The following is an 18,949-nucleotide window of genomic DNA, read 5'->3' on the forward strand; positions in this document are numbered from 1 at the left end:
CCGCCGATCGCGCTGACGCGACTCGGCACGACGAATGTCTCGCGGACGATCGCGGCCAACTCGTAGAGCTCGACCTGAGAGTCAGGTGCCCTGAGCGAGCCCGCGCCGAAGTCGTCGCGCGACGGCTTCGACATCGTCCGAACTCCGCATGACGACCACCACCGTCTCGCCGTCGGCACCTCGCGTCGCCTGTTCGAGCACGAGCGCCATCGCCGTGTCGAAGTCTTCGAGGGGCTGCTCGGTCTCGTTTCGCAGCCACCGCCGCAGCACGTGGTTATGAGCGGTCACGACCGCTGACGCAAGCAACTCGGCCCTGAGGAGACCATCGGCCTCGGCTTCCCACCACCCTGCCAAGAAACGGGAGAAGGCCTGCTGATATTGGCGCCTGCTCGCGACCTCACGCGCCCGGAGGGCCGACACCCGCGAGATCAAGCCGTAGCGCGCTCGCGCGATCTCGCCCTCATCGAGGTAGTGCACGAGCACCAGGCGCGCAGCCTCGACCACTGCGAGCTCTCGGCCGTCCTCGCTGGCGTTGGAGAGCCGTTCGGCGATACGCGCCAGCAGGTTCTCGTGCTCGGGAAAGATCGCGTCCTCCTTCGACGCGAAGTTGCGAAAGAACGTCGAGCGGCCGACTCCCGCGCGCTGAGCGATCTCATCGACGGTCGTGCTCTCGAATCCCTGCTCCTCGAAGAGCTCGAAGGCGGCAGCGACCAATCGATCGCGCGCCGAGAGCTGATCCGTCACCATGCCTTGAATCTACATGGCGGGACGGAGTACCGTTAACTAGATACTCAGTCCCAAGGAGAAGAATGAGCACCATCCAGAAGGTAGGGATCATCGGCGGCGGCCAGATGGGATCCGGCATCGCCGAGGTCAACGCCCGCGCAGGCTTGGACGTCGTCGTCGTGGAGGTCAGCGATGCGGCCGCCGACGCAGCGCAGCACCGCGTACAGGCAAGCCTGGACAAGGCGACCTCCCGCGGCAAGATCACCGCGGCGGAAGCAGCAGCGGTCGTCAAGCGGGTTCGCGTGACGACCGACCTCGGTGACTTGAAGGACCGCGATCTCGTGATCGAGGCCGCGACCGAGATCGAGCACATCAAGCTCGAGGTGTTCGCCAAGGTCGGCGGACTGCTCGAGCGGGACGACGCCGTGCTCGCCTCCAACACCTCATCCATCCCGATCGTGAAGCTGGGAGCGGTCTCGGGCCGATCCGGCCATGTGCTGGGCGTGCACTTCTTCAACCCCGCGCCCGTCATGAACCTGGTCGAGCTGATCCCGTCGCTCACCACGAAGCAGGAGACGCTGGACCGGGTGCGGTCGTTCGTGTCGGACACGCTCCACAAGCAGCCGATCGAGGCCACCGACCGCGCCGGTTTCGTGGTCAACAGCCTGCTGGTCCCCTATCTTCTCAGCGCGATCCGGATGTACGAGGCCGGGTACGCCTCGGCTGGCGATATCGACAACGGCATGAAGCTCGGCTGCGGTCACCCCATGGGCCCCCTGGCCCTCTCCGATCTGATCGGCCTCGACACCGTCCGGGCGATCGGCATCTCGATGTACGACGAGTTCAAGGAACCGCTGTTCTCCCCGCCGCCGCTGCTGGATCGCATGGTCGACGCCGGGCTGCTGGGCAAGAAGTCGGGACAGGGGTTCTACCCCTATGAGTGACGTGACGACTGCGGCGACGTACCCGTTGTTCGCCCTCTCCGAGGAGCACCAGGAGATCCGCAAGGCCATCCGCGAGATCTGCGACGCCAAGATCGCGCCGGCCGCGGCCGCGGTCGATGAGGAGGCTCGTTATCCGCAGGAGGCGCACGACGCGCTGATCGAGACGGAGTTCTTCGCGCCGCATGTGCCCGAGGCGTACGGGGGTGTGGGTGCCGACGCCCTGGCGACGGTGTTGGTGATCGAGGAGATCGCGCGTGCGGATGTGTCGGCCTCGTTGATCCCGGCGGTGAACAAGCTGGGGTCGTTGCCGGTGCAGATCGGTGGCTCGGAGGAGCTGAAGAAGAAGTACCTGGGGGCGCTGGCCGCCGGCCAGGGTGGCTTCTCCTACTGTCTCTCCGAGCCCGACGCGGGTTCGGATGCGGCCAACCAGAAGACCCGGGCCGTGCGCGATGGTGACTTCTGGGTGCTCAACGGGGTCAAGCGGTGGATCACCAACGCCGGGGTCTCGGAGTACTACACCGTGCTGGCGGTGACCGACCCGGAGAAGCGGTCCAAGGGCATCTCCGCATTCGTGGTGGAGAAGTCCGATGAGGGTGTCTCCTTCGGTGCGCCGGAGAAGAAGCTGGGGATCAAGGGCTCCCCGACGCGCGAGGTGTACTTCGACAACGTCCGCATCCCCGCCGACCGGCTCATCGGCGAGGAGGGTCTTGGTTTCACCTATGCGATGCAGACCCTGGACCACACCCGGATCACCATCGCGGCCCAGGCGGTCGGTGTGGCTCAGGGGGCGCTGGACTACGCATTGGGCTACATCAAGGAGCGCAAGCAGTTCGGTCAGCCGATCGCACAGTTCCAGGGTGTGGAGTTCATGGTCGCGGACATGGGCATGAAGATCGAGGCTGCCCGTCAGCTCACCTATGCGGCGGCGGGGCGTTCGGAGCGGGGTGACAAGGATCTGACGTTCTTCGGTGCCGCGGCCAAGGCCTTCGCGAGTGACGTCGCGATGCAGGTGACCACGGATGCGGTGCAGCTGCTGGGTGGCTACGGGTTCACCCGTGACTACCCGGTGGAGCGGATGATGCGTGATGCCAAGATCACCCAGATCTATGAGGGCACCAACCAGGTCCAGCGGATCGTGATGACCCGCCAGCTCCTCGCCGGCATCCAGTCGACCCTGTGACCGGATTTCGGCTACGCCGGTGAGCTACGCCGGTGAGCTGCGCCGGCTCGGCGGTCCTGCTCGCCGCGCCGGCGCAACACCTACTTCGGGAGTCGCAAACTGGTGCCGCCCCGCACACTCCTTGTCATGAGCGATCAACAAGAGCGGGACTTCGATGGGACGGGTGGCGTGCGCCAGCTGTGCTGGTACCACGATCAAGCTCTACGACTTCTTCATCTATGGACCGCTGCGGCCCGAGCGGACGCTGCCGCAATCGTCGCGAACGAAGCCACAGCGCCAGCCGACTCGCCCAGTGCCCGCTGGCCGGCGCGTGCTCACTCGAACGATTCGGACCCTGCCCACACAGCCGTTCCCTAGCAGCCAATCCGTTGGCACACAGATCCCCCGACAGGCGGTCGTTGTGCGCTTTCTCTGCACCACGACACAGACGTAGTCTGCGTGTCTGAGCACCAGGGAGGACCACACGACGAGCAGGATCTCCGCCGCGAGGGCTCTTCCCGCATACAGATTCGGTCCGCGATCGATTCGGGCTCGTCTCGCCGATCTCGAGACGACGGCCCACCGGATCCCCATGCGCGCTCACCGAGAAAAGACGAGCGCCCCCGACCTGTTATCCGAGGTCAGGGGCGATGCTCCGAGGTGGTGCGTGATACTGGGTTCGAACCAGTGACCCCTTCGGTGTGAACGAAGTGCGCTACCGCTGCGCCAATCACGCGTTGCGGGTGAAACATTAGCGCATCCGCTCGCCGGACCCACATTCGGGGACACGCCGGACGTAGGCTCCGAGCCACCGGCACGACACCCAGCGGCAACCCGAAGGAGCGACGATGCTCGCGTACGAACGGACCGGCAGCGGGGAGCCGCTGCTCCTCATCCATGGCATCGCGCACCGCAGGCAGGCGTGGGCAGGGGTGGTGGAGCGGCTGGCCGACGAGTTCGAGGTGATCACGGTCGATCTGCCTGGGCACGGTGAGTCGCCGGCGTTCGATCTGGCGGGGCGTACGGTGCGGGAGGCGGTGGCCGCGGAGCTCCACGCGCTTCGCACCGAGCTCGGGGTCGAGCAGCCGCACGTCGCGGGCAACAGCCTCGGAGGGCTGCTCGCGCTGGAGATGGGCGACGCCGGGCACGCGCGTACGGTGACGGCGCTCTCCCCCGCCGGGTTCTGGATGAACGGCGTCGACTACCTCTACGTCCGCGGCCTGTTCGCCGGCATCCAGGCGGTCGCGCGGCCGCTGGCGCCGGTGGCAGGCACGCTGCTGAAGTCGCAGGTCGCGCGGGCGATCACGATGGGGTGCTTCTTCGCCCACCCGGAGCGGATCGACCCGGTGGTCGCGGCCGCCGACACCGCCAACATGGTCGCCTCGCGGGAGGGGATCAAGACGTTCTTCAGCGGTGTCTACCGCTACCCCGGGCCGACCCAGACCGAGGTCCCCACCACGATCGCCTGGGCCTCCCGCGACCTCACCCTGCTCCCCTACCAGGCGAAGGTGGCCGCGCAGCGCCTCCCGCACGCGAACCATCGCCGGCTGGCGGGCTGCGGCCACGTACCGATGAACGATGACCCCGACCTGGTGGCCGAGGTCATCCGCGAGACCGCCCGGAAGCAGCCGGGCAGCCAGCGGGTCGCCTAGCCTCGAGCGGCAAGGATCCCGCGCGGGTCGAAGGCGACCCGGATCTCGGTGATCAGGCCGTCCTCGACGCGCATCCAGTTGGCGGTCGGGGCAGGGTCGGCGACCATGGTGTGCAGGTCGAACCAGGTGATCACGCTCGGCCCGTCGGCGAGCCGCTCCTTCACCTCGATCTTGTCGAGCACCTGTGCCATCCCCTCCAGTCCGGCCACGCACTCGTCTGCGCCCTCGATCGTGGCGAGCGGGCCGGCGAAGCTCACCTCGTCGGCCAGCAGCGAGCGCAGGCGGGTGAAGTCGCGGTCCTCCCAGGCGACGAAGTACGCCTCGGCGAGCTCGGCAGCGGATGCGGTCATCGGGATCTCCTCAGGTCTGTTCGGCTTTCACCACCCAGCCTGACCGGGATCCAGCGAACACTCAAACAGATAGTTCTGCTGCTTGCTAGCATCAGCGGTTATGGAGATCGGACAGCTCCGCTACTTCGTCGCCGTCGTCGACCACGGCTCGTTCACGGCCGCGGCGCAGCGACTCCACGTCAGCCAGTCGGGCATCAGCGCCCAGCTGGCCAAGCTCGAGCGCGAGCTCGGCCACGACCTGCTCGTCCGGGGTCCCCGCAACGTACGGCTCACCCATGCCGGCGAGACGCTCCTTCCCCGCGCCCGCGACGCGATCCGGGCGATCGAGGGCGTGCGGCAGAGCGCCGACGAGCTGAGCGACCTGATCCACGGCCAGGTACGCCTCGGGATGATCGCCGGCTGCACGATCCCCGGCTTCCTCGACGCCGTCGCCACCTTCCACCGCGAGCATCCCGGCGTCAGTGTCGAGCTCGTCGAGGACACCTCCGACCGCCTCCAGCGACGTACGCTGGCCGGCGAGCTCGACCTGAGCCTGATCTCCCACGCGGGACCGGTCATCGACGGCCTCGCCACGGAGTCGGTCAGCGACGAGCGGCTCGCGGTGATCACACCGGCCGGCCATCGCCTGGCCGGCGCCCGGCCTCGGCTCGCCGACCTCCACCAGGAGACGGTGCTGTGCATCCCACCGGGGACCGGCGTACGGACGGCTCTGGAGCAGTCGTGCGCCCGGGCCGGGGTCGAGCCGAAGGTCGATCTGTCCGGGTCCAACCCGGAGACGCTGCTCGGGCTCACCGCCCGCGGGCTCGGGGTCTGCGTGCTGGCGGAGTCGATGGCGGCCGGGACCGAGCTGGTCGCGACGCCGATCGTGGACGCGGAGGTGCGCGCCGGACTGGCGCTGGTGATCCGGGAGGGCGACCAGCAGCGCGCCACGCGCCGGCTCTACGACCTGCTTCAGGCCGCACTGACCTGAGGATGGCGCAGCCCCGGGTGGTCGTCGGGCAGCGAGCGGCGCAGCACGAGCCAGCTCACCAGCAGGCAGAGCGCGACCAGCGGCCAGCTGAGCGCGACCCGGGCGATCGCCAGGGCGACCACGTCGCCCGACCACCACAGCGGGCCGAAGATCGCCACCCGGATGACGTACTGGCAGACCCAGACCCAGCTCGCCAGCGCATAGCCGCGCAGCAGGACGGGGTCGCGGCGCCAGGCGCCGCGCTGCCGCAGGACCAGCCCGACGACCACCCCGAGCAGCGGCCGGCGGAACGCGATGCTGACCACCCACACCAGGGCGCTGGCCGCGTTGGCTGCGAGCTGGACCACGAAGAAGTCCTCCGCCCGCCCCGTACGCAGCGCGATCATCGCCGCGACCGCGACCCCGGCCACCCCCAGCAGCACCGCGCGCGGCTTGCGGCCCTTGCGCCACTGCCAGACGGCCACGACCGCGGCCAACCCGAGCGCCACCACGGTCGCGACCCACAGCTCGCCGCTGACCAGCCAGCCGGCCACGAACGCGACCGGCGGGATCGTGGCGTCGATCGCGCCACGCGCACCTCCGAGGAGGTCGGCGAGGGTCTCGGCGTCGTCGTCGCGGCGGTCGGATGTGATCACGCGAGTAAGGCTAGCCTTACTCGCAAGGACGTGCTGGCCGGCGCCCGAGCGCCCCTGACAGTCAGAAGGGACCTTCGGCGTGTCCCGCACCAAAACGTCAGGGAAGCCACCCGCCGCCCGGCGCCCCTGACATCCGGTACGCCACTTCGGCGTGTCCCGCACCAAGACGTCAGGGGCGCCGGGAGCCAGGGCGCAAGTGCCAGCAACCTTCACCGAAACAGCAACCGGGCGACGTACCCCGGCCATCCGGCGCCGATCGGCTCTCAGCGCCGCTGCTCGGGCACGCGGAGACACCTAATCCCAGGCCCGCCACCAGATCCCCTGCTGCTCGAACCACTGAGCGAGAAGCCTCAGACCGACGCGGAACCCCGCGGCAGCGGTGCCTCCCAGTGGCGCCACATCGCCAGCAGCCGCCATCCGGAGCAGGTCACGAACGCGACCGCCATGGCCAGGGTCGCCGGCAGCCCGGCGTACAGGCCGAATGCTGCGACCGCGGCACCGGCGAAGGCCGGGATCGCGTAGAAGACGCTGCGACGCAGGATGATCGGGACCCGGCCGGCGAGGACGTCGCGGATCGCGCCGCCACCCACGCCGGTGGCCAGGCCCATGATCGCGGCAGCGAGCGGGGAGAGCCCGAAGTCGAGCGCCTTGACCGCGCCGGCGATGACGAAGAGCCCCAGGCCGAGGGCGTCGAAGACGTTGACCAGCGGCTCGAGGCGACCCAGTGCGGGATGGAAGAAGAAGGTCAGCAGACCGGCCGTCATCGGCACCACCAGGTAGCGCCAGTCGGAGAGCGCGGCGACGGGCGTCGCGCCGATGGCCATGTCGCGCAGGAAGCCGCCGCCGAGGCCGGTGACGCAGGCGAGGACGATCACGCCGAAGATGTCGAGCTCCTTGCGTACCGCCATCAGGCCGCCGGAGAGCGCGAAGACGAAGCACCCGACCAGGTCGAGCACAAGGAGGGTCAGCGTCTGTTCCACCGACAAATGGTCGCCTCGTCGGTCCCAAAAACCCCAAATGCCACGGCCTCGCGGCATGGGCACCCCATACGATGACGGTCAGTGGCGTAGGGTCGTCACAACCGTTTCTAGAATTGAGAAGAGGATGTCGGCCGAAGGATTACCCCTGACTCCGGGCCAGCTCGAAGAGCAGGCTCCGGATGAGGCTGGTCCCGTCCTTCTGCGGCTCATCTCGGTCAGTGACGATGGTCTACGCATGCTTCTCGTCGATCACGAGGATCGTGAATACACCGCCGACATCGACGACCGTCTCCGTGCAGCACTCGAGGCTGTGTCGACCCGCCGATCGGAGCAAACCGTGAACAAGACCCCGAGCAGCAGCCTGCGGCCCCGTGACATTCAGACCCGCATCCGTGCGGGCGAGAGTGCCGAGGAGGTCGCCGCTGTCGCCGGCACCACGGTCGAGAAGATCTTGGCCTTCGCCGGTCCCGTCCTCGCCGAGCGCGAGCACATGGCGCAGCGTGCCCAGCAGGCTTCCGTACGCCGTCGGCCCGGGGAGGCCGCCAGCACCGCCCGCACCCTGGGAGAGGCCGTCAGCGCCCACTTCCAGACGATGTACATCGACCCCGAGTCGGTCAACTGGGACTCCTACCGGCGTCCCGACGGGCGCTGGAAGCTCACCGGTGAATACGAGACCGCCGAGCGCTCCGGCATCGCCGAGCTGACCTACGACGCCCCTGGCAACTACGTCGAGCTCGACAACGACGACGCCCGCTGGCTGACCGGCGAGAAGCTCGAGGCGGCCGTCGCCGAGCCGGAGCCGGTCACCGACGACATGCTGGCCGCCCGTCGCCGCCGCGCACTGAGCTCGACCCAACAGGGCCCGGCCGCGCAGGCCACCCCTCCCCCGGCTCCCAAGCCGGTCCCGGCAGCCAAGGCAGCAAAGCCGGCTCCGGCCGATGTCGACACCCCGCTCGAGGCGTTCCTGGGCGACGAGTCCCCGACCGAGAAGCAGTCGCCGGTCCCCAGCGAACCGGAGCCCGTCGCCGAGCCGGCAGTCGTCGAAGCACCCGCCGCCGAGGCCGAACCCGAGCAGGTCGACGACGCCCAGCAGAAGCCGGCCAAGAAGTCGTCCTCGCGACGTAAGCGTGCCTCGGTGCCGAGCTGGGACGAGATCATGTTCGGCGGCGGCAAGCAGGACTAGCAGACTTCTCACACCACGTTCACGGACCGGCCATCGGCCGGTCCGTGATGCGTTGGGGAGCCGACCGACCAGTGTCGGGCAGGGGTCGGACGGCGTTCACGCGCCGCCGATGAAGTGGGTGGAGGCAGCTCTCCCACCCCTTCTCGGAGGCCTCGATGCTCCTGCCCACCCCGTTGAGCCGACGTACGTTCGTGACCGGATCCACCATCTCCGCCGCCGTCATGCTGGGGACCGGTTCGATCCCCGCCGAAGCGGTCACCGCCCAGGGAGCCAAGCCGCTCTCCGGCTACCCGTTCACCCTGGGTGTCGCCTCCGGCGACCCGCTCCCCAACTCGATCGTCCTGTGGACCCGGCTCGCCCCCGAGCCGCTCGCCGCCGACGGGCTCGGCGGCATGCCGGCCATCCCGTTCAAGGTGCGCTGGCAGGTCGCCGAGGACCCGGCCTTCCGCAAGGTCGTGAAGGCCGGCACGGTCACCGCGACCCCCGCGCTCGGCCACTCGGTCCACCCGGAGGTCTGGGGCCTGCGCCCCGGCCGCGACTACTGGTACCGCTTCATGGCAGCCGGCGAGGTCAGCCAGACCGGCCACACCCGGACCGCCCCTGCGTACGGCTCCTCGCTTCGCCAGATGAGCTTCGCCTTCGCCTCCTGCGCGCTCTACAGCCACGGCTTCTACACCGCCTACCGGCACCTGGCCGACGAGGACCTCGACGTCGTCTTCCACCTGGGCGACTACCTGTACGAGTCCGGGGTCACCCCCGAGAACAACTGGCGCAACACCCCGGTCTCCCCCGCTGTCGGCGGGGAGACCCTCGACCTGGCGCGCTACCGCCTGCAGTACGGCCTCTACAAGTCCGACCCGGACCTGATGGCCGCCCACCAGGCGCACGCGTTCGTGGTCGCGCCGGACGACCACGAGATCGAGAACAACTGGGCCGACGAGACGCCCGAGGAGCGTAGCCAGTCGCAGGGCGAGCTGTGGATGCCGCGGCGTACGGCCGCCTTCCAGGCCTACTACGAGCACCTGCCGTTCCGGGCCAGCGCGCTGCCGGACGGACCGGACATGCAGATCTACCGGAGCCTGCGCTACGGCGACCTGGTCGACTTCAACGTGCTCGACACCCGGCAGTACCGCGACGACCAGGCGTACGGCGACGGCAGCGACCCGGCGAGCCCGGAGCTGACGCCCGACATCTACGACCCGTCGCGCTCGATGATGGGCTTCGAGCAGGAGGCCTGGCTGCAGCGCAACTGGCGGCTGTCGACCGCCCGCTGGCAGGTTCTCGCCAACCAGGCACCGATGGCCGAGACCGACCTCGACGAGACCGAGGCCAAGACGCTCTACATGGACCCGTGGGACGGCTACATCGCCAACCGCAACCGGCTCCTCGCGGGCGCCCGCACCAGCGGCATCGAGAACCTCGTCGTCATCACCGGCGACCGGCACCACAACTACGCCAGCAACCTGCTGGCCGACTACGACGACCCCGAGTCGGCCGTCGTCGGCAGCGAGTTCGTCGGCACCTCCATCGCCAGCGGCGGCGACGGCGCCGACATGACCACCGGCGGCGAGAGCCTGCTGCGCGCCAACGACCACCTGAAGTTCTTCAACAGCCAGCGCGGCTACGTGCGCGTCAAGGTCACTCCCGAGGAGTTCTCCAGCGACTTCCGGGTCGTGCCGTACGTCCAGCGCCGCGGCGCCCCGATCTCCACCCGCGCGACGTACGTCGTCGAGAACGGCCGTCCCGGCGTCCAGCTCGACACCCAGAGCGCCGCCGTCGGGACGAGGTACGCCGACGTGCCCATGCCGACGCTCAACGGCAAGCGCTAGCCGAAGGGCAGCGGCTCGGGCACCAGGGAGACCGACTGGGCCCGGGCCGCGGTCAGGCGGCGGCGGTGGTGCTGGCGGCAGAGGACCTCGTAGGAGACCGCGCTGGGGGCCTCGTCGGTGTCTCCGACGACGACCTGGTCGCCCTCGGTGACCATGACGCCGTCCTCGACCCGGGCGTTGTGGGTGGCCCGCTTGCCGCACCAGCACAGCGCCTCGACCTGGAGCACCTCGGTGCGGTCGGCGAGCTCGACCAACCGGGCGGCGCCGGGGAAGAGGCGGGTGCGGAAGTCGGTGAGGATGCCGAAGCAGAAGACGTCGATCTGCAGCTCGTCGGTGATCTTGGCCAGCGCCTCGATCTGCTGGGGCGTGTAGAACTGGGCCTCGTCGCAGATGAGGTAGTCGATCCGGGCGCCGTGGGTCAGCGAGTCGACGGCGTGGCGCCAGAAGTCGAAGTCGTCGGTGACCTCGATGGCGTCGTGGGTCAGGCCGAGCCGAGAGGTGACCACCGCCTCCCCGGAGCGGTCGTGGGCGGTGAAGATGAGCCCCACCCTGCCGCGGGCCGCGTGGTTGTGGTTGGTCTGCAGCGCGAGGGTCGACTTCCCCGCGTCCATCGTCCCGGTCCAGAAGGTCAGCTCAGCCACTCGGAGAAGACTAGTGGGTCAGGATACGAGGAGGGGGATCAGCATCTCGTCTGGTGTCAGTGATCCGTGCAACCCGACCAGCGTCGTCTCGTACTGGAACAGGCTCGTCGAGACCACCGCGTGCTCGCCGTGGGAGGCGACGATGACGTCGCCGAGCCGCGGCAGCACCGCAGGAGTGACCGGCCCGAACCAGCCACGCCGGATCGCGGTCTCCCGGGTCATCACCTCGGCCTTGTCGCCCAGCGTCTCCGACCAGGTCGCGACCACGTCGCCGACCGCGCCACGCGAGCAGTAGAGGTGGCGGAAGCGGGCCTCACCGCCAACCAGGGCGACGCCGTGGCGGAGCTCGGGGAAGTCGTCGATGTCGGTGCGGGAGGTGGCGGGCGAGTCGACCATGCCGTGGTCGGCGAGCACCAGCAGACGTACGGACGGGTCCAGGGCGTCACGCAGCTGCTCGGCCTCGGCGTCGATCATGGAGAGCTGCTGCAGCCACGGCGAGGAGGCGACACCGTACTTGTGGCCGGTCCAGTCCAGGTCGCCGTCGTAGAGGTAGGTCAGCGAGCCCCGCACCCGCGACAGCGCGACCGCCGAGGCGATCCGCTCCCCCACCCGGTCGGCGCCGACGAACTCCGCACCCCGGTGGGCGGCGATGGTCAGACCGGAGCCACCGAAGGCCCGCTTGTTGATCACCGTGACCGGCACCCCGGCCTCGCCCAGCCGCTGGAAGACGGTCTGGTTGGGCTGCCACTCGACCGGGTCGACGTCCTTGCGCCACTGCAGCGCGTTGAGGAGATGCTCGGTGCCGGGGATCCGGGAGGTGTAGCCGACCAGACCATGGCCGCCGGGCGTCAGCCCGGTCCCGAACGAGGTCAGGCTCGTCGCCGTCGTCGAGGGCACCCCGGCCGTACCGGCCTCCTGGTCCTCGCTCAGCGAGGCCAGGAACGGCGCCGCGTGCGCATAGCGCCGCAGCAGGTTGGTGCCCATCCCGTCGACCAGGAAGACGACGTACGAGGAAGCGGAGGGCAGCACGAGACCGGGTCGCGCCTCTGCGGTGCCCAACGGGACGTCCATGGCAGCGGCGACCGCCGGCAGGACATCACCCAGTGAGCGCTCCCCGTAGGCGGGGGCGAGAAACCCGGTCACCCTGTGCTCACCGGCTGTGGGTGCGAGCCGAGAGCGATTCCGCGAAGGAGAGCAGGCGGGCGACCGAGTCGTGACCGTCGGCGGCAGCCGAGACGCGCAGCGAGAAGTCGTCAGGGGTCAGCACGCCGGTGTAGCCGTGGTCGGCGTCGCAGTTGGGGTCGGAGCAGCCCGCGGGCTCGAGGTCGACCCGGTTGACCCCACCCCAGCCGATGGTCATGACCACCTCGGCCGGCTTGCTCGACCCCTTGGTCGGATTGGTGATCATCCGGGTCACCACCACGGAGTTGACCGAGTCGATGCGCACGGCCTCGGTCGAGGTCGAGGTGTAGGGCTCGGGCAGCAGGTCGTCGCCGGCGTGCTCGTCGGTGTGGGCCAGGATCAGCCGGGACGGGGTCAGCACCAGCACGGAGAGGTGGCGGCGCACCTCGTCACGGTCGAAGGTCGGCTCGTGGTGCAGGAAGAAGGACGACACCTTCTCCCCCGCCACTGCGGACGCGACGCAGTCGGCGACCACCTCGGGGTAGTAGCCGGTACGGTCGATCTCGGCGCGCAGGTCGTCGGCGCGGTCGAGATCATCGGTGCGGGTGCTCATGGCACCCATCCTTCCACGGGGTTCCACCGTGGCCTAGCCGGGCAGGGTGTCGCCCACCGCCGGGTTGAGGCGGCGTACGAACCAGTCCGAGCGCGGATCTGCGACCAGGTCGACCCGAGCGCTGGCGGTGAGGACGGCGGATCCCTCCAGGCCGACCAGGACCAGCGAGAGGTCGAGGGAGGAGATCTGGGGCAGGTCGTTCTGCAGCTGGGCGACCCTGAGGACGAGCCGCTCGATCTCGTCGACGTCGACCATGTCGCCGCCGCGGTAGCCGAAGAGCATCGGCGCGGCCTTGATCTCGCGCACCATCGAGGCGGCATCGCGCTCGGACAGCGGCGGGATCCGGTAGGCCTTGTCAGCCACCAGCTCGGTGATCGGGCCGGCGATGCCGAACGAGACCACCGGGCCGAACAGCGGGTCCTCCATCGACCGGATCGCCACCGGGACGCCCGGGGGCGCGGTGCGCTGCACCGTGAACCCGCCGGTCTCGGGCGGGATCCGGCTGGTGATCAGCTCCCAGGCCTCGGTCATCTCGGCGACATCGTCGATGTTGCGTACGACGTGGGCCTGGTCGGGCCGTTCGCGGACGCTCTCGACGGTCGCCTTGAGCACGACGCCCCAGCCGAGGTCCTCCGCGGCCGCGATCGCCTCTTCGCGGGTGGTGACACTGTGGGTGTTCCACAGCTTGATGCCGTACGCCGCCAGCACCATGGTCAGGTCCTCGCGGCTCAGCTCGCCGCCGCCGGGACGCGCCGCGAGCACGTCGGTGACGATCTTGCGCGCCGTGCGCGCGTCGCACTCCTCGGCGCTGAACCACGGGGTCTCGCCGTCGGCGGAGCGCAGCCACACGGCGTACTCCACGACCTTGGCCAGGGCGCGTACGGCCGACTCGACCGAGGAGTAGGACGGCACCGAGCCGCGGCCCGCGGTCGAGCCGGCGACGTCGGGGACGCGGAGCAGCTCGGGGACACCCTCGGCGCCCAGGAAGCTGGTGACCAGCGGCTTGTCGGACTGCTCCCCCACCGCGGCGAGCACGTTGGCGATCTCCTCGCCGGAGACGTTGAGCGGCGGGATGTAGACCGAGATCACCGCGTCGACCTCGGGGTCGTCGATGGCCGCGTCGAGCGCGTCCTCGAAGTCCTCGGCGCTCGGCTCGGTGGGCAGCGGGACCTGCTTGTTGACCTGCAGCCCCGCCGAGACGGCGGCGTCGGCGGCCAGCAGGCCCAGGGCGTCGGAGTTGCCGACGATGGCCACCCGCCGGCCGCGCGGGAGCGGCTGGTGGGCGAGGAGCTGGGCGACGTCGAACATCTCGTCGAGGGTGTCGACCTGGATGATCCCGGCCTGACGGAACATCGCGTCGACGGCCGCCGGCGGGGCGCTGATCTTGCGGACCGCGTGGCCCATCGGCACACCCTGGGTGGTGCGGCCGGAGCGGACCGCGACCACGGGCTTGCGCAGCGAGACCCGGCGGGCGATGCGGGAGAACTTCCGCGGGTTACCGATCGACTCGAGATACATCATCACGACCTCGGTCGAGGTGTCCTCCTCCCAGTACTGGAGGAGGTCGTTGCCGGAGACGTCGGCGCGGTTTCCGGCGCTGACGAAGGTCGACAGGCCCAGGCCACGGTTGTTGACCTTCTCCAGGATCGCCGAGCCGAGCGCACCGGACTGGCAGAAGAAGCCGGCGCGACCGCGCGGCGGCATCGTCGGGGCGAGGCTGGCGTTGATCTTGACCTGCGGGTCGGTGTTGATGACGCCGAGCGCGTTGGGCCCGATCAGCCGCAGCCCGTAGGAGCGCGACAGGTTCACCAGCCGGCGCTGCCGCTGGCGGCCCTCCTCGCCGGTCTCGGCGAAGCCGCTGGAGATGACCACGAGCCCGTGCACGCCCTTGGCGGCACAGTCGAGCACGACGTCCTGCACGGCGTCGGCCGGCACCGCGACGATCGCCACGTCGACGTCGTCGGGGATGTCCTGGACGCTCTTGTAGGCGGGCATCCCGCTGACCGCGCTGGAGCTGGGGTTGACCATGTAGACCCGGCCGGTGAAGTCACCGATCACCAGGTTGCGTACGAGCGCCTGACCGACGGTCTCCTGTCGCCGGCTCGCGCCGATGACCGCGACCGAGCGCGGGTTGAAGAAGCGGTGGATGGAGGCGGCCTCGGCCTCGTGCTCGCGCAGGGCGAGGCGGCCGACCGCGGTGTCGGTGACGTCGATCCCGAACTGCAGGGAGATGACGCCGTCCTCGTAGACGCTGGCGACCTTGTAGCCGGCGTCGCGGAAGGTCTGGATCATCCGGGCGTTGTCGGGGAGCACGTCGGCGGTGAACTTGGTGACCCCACGCTCGCGCCCCGCCTGGGCGAGGTGCTCGAGCAGGATCTGCGCGATCCCGCGGCCCTGGTAGTCGTCCTCGACGAGGAAGGCGACCTCGGCCTCGCCGGGCTTGACCACGTCGTAGCGCCCGACCGCGATCATCCGGCCTCGCAGCGTCAGGATGAACGCGACCCGGTCCTTGTGGTCGACCTCGGTGAAGCGCGCGACATCCCGCGCCGAGAGGTGCGGCATCGGCGAGAAGAAGCGGTAGTACTTCGACTCGTCGCTGACCCGGTGGTCGTAGAAGTCGACCAGCAGGTCCTTGTCCGCCGACCTGATCGGCCGGATGTGTGCCGTCCGCCCGTCGCGCAGCAGCACGTCCGCCTCCCAGTGGGAGGGGTACGGCGGGGTCTGCTGCGCGGTCACGAGAGAAATCTAGCGGGAGACGCCAGCCTCTCGCGCGCAGCAGCCGCCGTCAGTGACGTACGACGTTGGCGCGGTCACGCTCGTTGAGCACCCGCCAGCCGTCATAGTCCCAGTTCCGCGCCAGCTTCTGGGCGTGCTTGGGAGCGTCGCCCTCGTGGTTGCGGATGACGAGTTCGCGGAGCGCGAACTCCACCGCCTCCTGGGGCGTGGTCGCGCCGGAGATCCGCTGGATCTCGGCGAGCAGCTCGGTGTCGAGCTCGATCTGGGTGACAGCCATCGTCAGCACCTCCATGTGCATCAGCGGTTGATGTCCTGATCCATCCAGCGTACGCGCACCATGGGCGGCGAAGAGCTCTCCGATCTAGCCGCGGCGCATGCCATGGGCGCGGGTCACGGTGGCGACGCGGACCTGATAGTCCTCGTACCAGAGGCTGCGGCCCGTCTGCTGGGCGCGACGGTGCTCGGCGTACCCCTCGCCGGTCGGCGTACGCAGCGAGGTGAAGATGACGGCCGTGTACGGCGGCTCGGGTGTCTGCGCGATGCTCACCGGCGACCCCCTGCGATGGCGTCCAGCGGCTCCGTGCCGGGCTCGAGCGGCAGCCGGAGGGCGCGTACGGCGAACGAGATCGCGTGCCCGGCCTTCTCGGCGAAGCTGGCGACATCTCCTCCAGCGCGCTGACCGCTCGGCTCAAGGAACTGGGCGAGGCCGGTCTGGTCACCCACGACGGCGGCTACGACCTGACCGACCACGGCAGCAGTCTGCTCGACCTGATGGCGCCGCTCGACGCCTGGGCGAAGGAGTGGTCCACAACCCACTGACCGCGCCCTTACGGCGAGCCCATTGGCGCACTCGCACAGGGATTCGAGACAATGCCCCTTATGGCACGCGGCAAGACCACACAGGACGTACCCGACGACTTCGAGGAGCACATCCTCGACACCGACATCGGGGACGAGATGCGGTCCTCATTCCTGGAGTACTCCTACTCCGTCATCTACTCCCGGGCACTGCCCGACGCCCGCGACGGGCTCAAGCCCGTGCAGCGCCGGATCCTGTTCACGATGAACGACATGGGCGTACGTCCCGACCGCGGCCACGTGAAGTGTGCCCGCATCGTCGGTGAGGTGATGGGCAAGCTGCACCCGCACGGTGACGGCGCGATCTACGACGCCCTCGTCCGGATGGCGCAGCCGTGGGCCATGCGGCTGCCGATGATCGACGGTCACGGCAACTTCGGCTCCCCCGGCGGCGACGACCCGGCCGCGGCGATGCGTTACACCGAGGCCCGGATGGGCCCGGCCGCGCTGGCGATGACCGATGACATCAAGGAAGACACGGTCGACTTCCGGCCCAACTACGACTCGCGGGAGATGGAGCCGAGCGTGCTCCCCGCGGCGATCCCCAACCTGCTGGTCAACGGCGCCACGGGCATCGCGGTCGGGATGGCCACCAACATGGCCCCGCACAACCTGATCGAGGTCATCGCCGCCGCACGCCACCTGATCAAGCATCCCGGCGCGGAGCTCGACACGCTGATGAAGTTCATCCCCGGCCCCGACCTCCCCACCGGCGGCACCATCGTCGGCCTGGACGGGATCCGGGATGCGTACGAGACCGGCCGCGGCTCTTTCAAGATCCGCGCCACCACCCGGATCGAGACGTTCGGGCGCCGCAAGGGCATCGTGATCACCGAGCTGCCGTTCAACATCGGCACCGAGAAGATCATCGAGCGGGTCAAGACGCTGGTGCAGTCCAAGAAGATCCAGGGCATCGCCGACCTCAAGGACCTCACCGACCGTCAGCACGGCACCCGCCTCGTCATCGAGGTCAAGAACGGGTTCGTGCCCGAGGCCGTGCTCGAGCAGCTCTACAAGATGACGCCGCTGGAGGACTCCTTCGGCATCAACAACGTCGCGCTCGTCGACGGCCAGCCGCGCACCCTCGGCCTCAAGGAACTGCTCGAGGTCTTCCTGGGCCACCGCTACGACGTCGTCCGCCGCCGTTCGCAGTTCCGGCGTGACAAGGCCGCCGACCGGCTGCACCTGGTCGAGGGCCTGCTGATCGCGATCCTCGACATCGACGAGGTCATCCAGCTGATCCGCTCCTCCGACAACGCCGGCGAGGCTCGCGAGCGGCTGATGTCGGTCTTCGACCTGAGCCAGCCGCAGGCCGAGTACATCCTCGACATGGCGCTGCGCCGGCTGACGAAGTTCTCCAAGATCGAGCTCGAGAAGGAGCGCGACGAGCTGCAGGCCACCATCGAGTACCTCGACTCGATCCTCGGCGACGACGAGATGCTCCGCAAGGTCGTCTCCGACGAGCTGGGCGAGGTCGCCAAGACGTTCGGTACGCCACGCCGCACTGTGCTCTTGGCCTCGGCCGGGACCCCGGCGCTGGAGGCGATGAGCCTCGAGGTCGCCGACGACCCGTGCTTCGCGCTGCTCTCCTCGACCGGGCTGCTGGCCCGCTCCTCGGACGCGGAACCGTTCTCCACGGGGTCCGCGCGCGCCAACCACGATGTGATCGTCTCGGTGGTCCCGGCGACCGCCCGCGGCCAGATCGGCGTGCTCACCTCCCGCGGCCGTCTCGTACGCCTCGGGGTGCTCGACCTGCCTGCGATGCCACCGACACACGGTGACCCGAACCTGTCCGGCGGTCTGCCGCTGTCCGCACTGCTCTCGCTGGAGTCCGACGAGCGCGCCCTGGCGCTCACCACGCTGGCCACCGACGGGCCCGGCATCGCGCTCGGCACCAGGCTCGGTGTCGTGAAGCGGGTCAATCCCGAGGTGCTGCTCAACAAGGACGAGTGGGAGGTCATCAAGCTGGCCGACGGCGACGAGGTGGTCGGCGCCGCCCAGCTGCGCACCGGCACCGAGTCGCTGGTCTTCGTCACCTCCGACGCCCAGCTCCTCCACTTCCCCGCCGACACGGTGCGCCCACAGGGCCGCAGCGCCGGCGGCATGGCCGGCGTCCGGATGGCCCACGGCTCCAAGGTCGTCTTCTTCGGCGTCGTCTCCCCCGACGCTCCCGAGGGTGCCGCGGTCGTCACCGTGGCGGGTTCCTCCTCCGCGCTGCCCGGCACCGAGACCGGCAGCGTGAAGACCACGCCGTTCAGCGAGTTCCCGGCCAAGGGCCGGGCCACCGGCGGCGTACGTGCCCACCGGTATCTCAAGGGCGAGGACACCCTCGTCTTCGCCTGGGTCGGCGCCGCTCCGGCGATGGCGGCCGCGGCTTCCGGGGCCCCCATCGACCTGCCCGAGATCGACCCCCGCCGCGACGGCTCCGGGATCCCCCTGGAACAACCCATCGACGCCGTGGCTGGCCCTCTCGCCCACAGATAACCCGCCGAGAGGTCGATTTCTGACCGCGAGGAGTCAGTTTCTGACCGTGAGGAGTCAGTTCTCCGAC

At 69.5% G+C, this 18,949-nt stretch carries 18 protein-coding genes and 1 tRNA gene; 8 read left to right on the plus strand and 11 right to left on the minus strand.

What is annotated here, in order from left to right; genetic code table 11:
• Nucleotides 1–81: 81 nt before the first annotated feature.
• Nucleotides 82–747: a TetR/AcrR family transcriptional regulator gene (locus ACIA03_RS28745; RefSeq protein ID WP_396988928.1), complete on the minus strand. Its 666-nt coding sequence runs from the start codon at nucleotides 745–747 to the stop codon at nucleotides 82–84.
• A gap of 62 nt (nucleotides 748–809) precedes the next feature.
• Here ACIA03_RS28745 and ACIA03_RS28750 point away from each other — a divergent pair, with 62 nt between their 5' ends.
• Entirely contained in the window at nucleotides 810–1,670 is an 861-nt protein-coding gene (locus ACIA03_RS28750; protein ID WP_396988929.1) for a 3-hydroxybutyryl-CoA dehydrogenase, read from the plus strand.
• Nucleotides 1,663–2,850 carry an acyl-CoA dehydrogenase family protein gene (locus ACIA03_RS28755; protein WP_396988930.1) on the plus strand — a complete coding sequence of 396 codons (1,188 nt, stop codon included), beginning with the start codon at nucleotides 1,663–1,665 and terminating at the stop codon, nucleotides 2,848–2,850. The genes ACIA03_RS28750 and ACIA03_RS28755 overlap by 8 nt, the downstream gene beginning before the upstream one ends.
• Before the next feature lie 640 nt (nucleotides 2,851–3,490).
• Here the strand turns inward: ACIA03_RS28755 and ACIA03_RS28760 are convergent.
• Nucleotides 3,491–3,565, minus strand: a tRNA-Val gene (locus ACIA03_RS28760).
• A 112-nt stretch (nucleotides 3,566–3,677) separates the two neighbouring features.
• Between ACIA03_RS28760 and ACIA03_RS28765 the strand changes: the two genes are divergently transcribed.
• Nucleotides 3,678–4,481, plus strand: a complete 804-nt coding sequence (locus tag ACIA03_RS28765; RefSeq protein ID WP_396988931.1) for an alpha/beta fold hydrolase — start codon at nucleotides 3,678–3,680, stop codon at nucleotides 4,479–4,481.
• Here ACIA03_RS28765 and ACIA03_RS28770 read toward each other — a convergent pair.
• A complete protein-coding gene (locus ACIA03_RS28770; RefSeq protein ID WP_396988932.1) occupies nucleotides 4,478–4,831 on the minus strand; it encodes a nuclear transport factor 2 family protein in 354 nt (117 codons plus the stop codon). The two genes, ACIA03_RS28765 and ACIA03_RS28770, sit on opposite strands and share 4 nt — an antisense overlap.
• A 100-nt stretch (nucleotides 4,832–4,931) precedes the next feature.
• On the opposite strand from ACIA03_RS28770, the gene ACIA03_RS28775 reads away from it, so the two are divergent.
• Nucleotides 4,932–5,801 (plus strand): LysR family transcriptional regulator, encoded by an 870-nt coding sequence (locus ACIA03_RS28775; protein ID WP_396988933.1) that lies wholly within the window; start codon nucleotides 4,932–4,934, stop codon nucleotides 5,799–5,801.
• On the opposite strand, the gene ACIA03_RS28780 is transcribed toward ACIA03_RS28775, so the two are convergent.
• Both ACIA03_RS28780 and ACIA03_RS28785 read right to left on the minus strand, forming a co-directional pair.
• Nucleotides 5,783–6,436, minus strand: a complete 654-nt coding sequence (locus ACIA03_RS28780; RefSeq protein WP_396988934.1) for a DUF3159 domain-containing protein — start codon at nucleotides 6,434–6,436, stop codon at nucleotides 5,783–5,785. The two genes, ACIA03_RS28775 and ACIA03_RS28780, sit on opposite strands and share 19 nt — an antisense overlap.
• Before the next feature lie 350 nt (nucleotides 6,437–6,786).
• Complete coding sequence (locus ACIA03_RS28785; protein WP_396988935.1) at nucleotides 6,787–7,416, minus strand: trimeric intracellular cation channel family protein; 630 nt, start codon at nucleotides 7,414–7,416, stop codon at nucleotides 6,787–6,789.
• Between the two features lie 124 nt (nucleotides 7,417–7,540).
• Here ACIA03_RS28785 and sepH point away from each other — a divergent pair, with 124 nt between their 5' ends.
• Together sepH and ACIA03_RS28795 are read left to right on the plus strand one after the other, a co-directional pair.
• The gene (sepH, locus tag ACIA03_RS28790; RefSeq protein ID WP_396988936.1) at nucleotides 7,541–8,599 is read left to right on the plus strand and encodes a septation protein SepH; all 1,059 of its coding nucleotides are present in this window, start codon (nucleotides 7,541–7,543) and stop codon (nucleotides 8,597–8,599) included.
• Nucleotides 8,600–8,754: 155 nt separating this feature from the next.
• Complete coding sequence (locus tag ACIA03_RS28795; RefSeq protein ID WP_396988937.1) at nucleotides 8,755–10,428, plus strand: alkaline phosphatase D family protein; 1,674 nt, start codon at nucleotides 8,755–8,757, stop codon at nucleotides 10,426–10,428.
• Here the strand turns inward: ACIA03_RS28795 and ACIA03_RS28800 are convergent.
• From ACIA03_RS28800 to ACIA03_RS28825, 6 genes are all read right to left on the minus strand, one after another.
• On the minus strand, nucleotides 10,425–11,069 hold the full coding sequence (locus tag ACIA03_RS28800; protein WP_357358068.1) for a thymidine kinase: 645 nt from the start codon (nucleotides 11,067–11,069) through the stop codon (nucleotides 10,425–10,427). The two genes, ACIA03_RS28795 and ACIA03_RS28800, sit on opposite strands and share 4 nt — an antisense overlap.
• A gap of 18 nt (nucleotides 11,070–11,087) precedes the next feature.
• Nucleotides 11,088–12,212, minus strand: a complete 1,125-nt coding sequence (locus ACIA03_RS28805; RefSeq protein WP_396988938.1) for an alkaline phosphatase family protein — start codon at nucleotides 12,210–12,212, stop codon at nucleotides 11,088–11,090.
• A 7-nt stretch (nucleotides 12,213–12,219) separates the two neighbouring features.
• Entirely contained in the window at nucleotides 12,220–12,804 is a 585-nt protein-coding gene (locus tag ACIA03_RS28810) for a DUF5998 family protein (protein WP_396988939.1), read from the minus strand.
• Between the two features lie 33 nt (nucleotides 12,805–12,837).
• Nucleotides 12,838–15,540 (minus strand): GNAT family N-acetyltransferase, encoded by a 2,703-nt coding sequence (locus ACIA03_RS28815; RefSeq protein ID WP_396988940.1) that lies wholly within the window; start codon nucleotides 15,538–15,540, stop codon nucleotides 12,838–12,840.
• Nucleotides 15,541–15,589: 49 nt separating this feature from the next.
• Nucleotides 15,590–15,817, minus strand: coding sequence for a type II toxin-antitoxin system VapB family antitoxin (locus tag ACIA03_RS28820; RefSeq protein WP_350827662.1), 228 nt, complete (start codon nucleotides 15,815–15,817; stop codon nucleotides 15,590–15,592).
• A gap of 84 nt (nucleotides 15,818–15,901) precedes the next feature.
• Nucleotides 15,902–16,087 (minus strand): hypothetical protein, encoded by a 186-nt coding sequence (locus tag ACIA03_RS28825; protein WP_396988941.1) that lies wholly within the window; start codon nucleotides 16,085–16,087, stop codon nucleotides 15,902–15,904.
• Nucleotides 16,088–16,170: 83 nt separating this feature from the next.
• On the opposite strand from ACIA03_RS28825, the gene ACIA03_RS28830 reads away from it, so the two are divergent.
• On the plus strand, nucleotides 16,171–16,359 hold the full coding sequence (locus tag ACIA03_RS28830; RefSeq protein WP_396988942.1) for a winged helix-turn-helix transcriptional regulator: 189 nt from the start codon (nucleotides 16,171–16,173) through the stop codon (nucleotides 16,357–16,359).
• A gap of 60 nt (nucleotides 16,360–16,419) precedes the next feature.
• The gene (locus tag ACIA03_RS28835; RefSeq protein ID WP_396988943.1) at nucleotides 16,420–18,882 is read left to right on the plus strand and encodes a DNA topoisomerase (ATP-hydrolyzing) subunit A; all 2,463 of its coding nucleotides are present in this window, start codon (nucleotides 16,420–16,422) and stop codon (nucleotides 18,880–18,882) included.
• The last annotated feature ends 67 nt before the right edge of the window (nucleotides 18,883–18,949 follow it).

The sequence above is a fragment of the Nocardioides sp. NPDC051685 genome (assembly GCF_044453405.1).
Taxonomy (GTDB): Bacteria; Actinomycetota; Actinomycetes; order Propionibacteriales; family Nocardioidaceae; genus Nocardioides.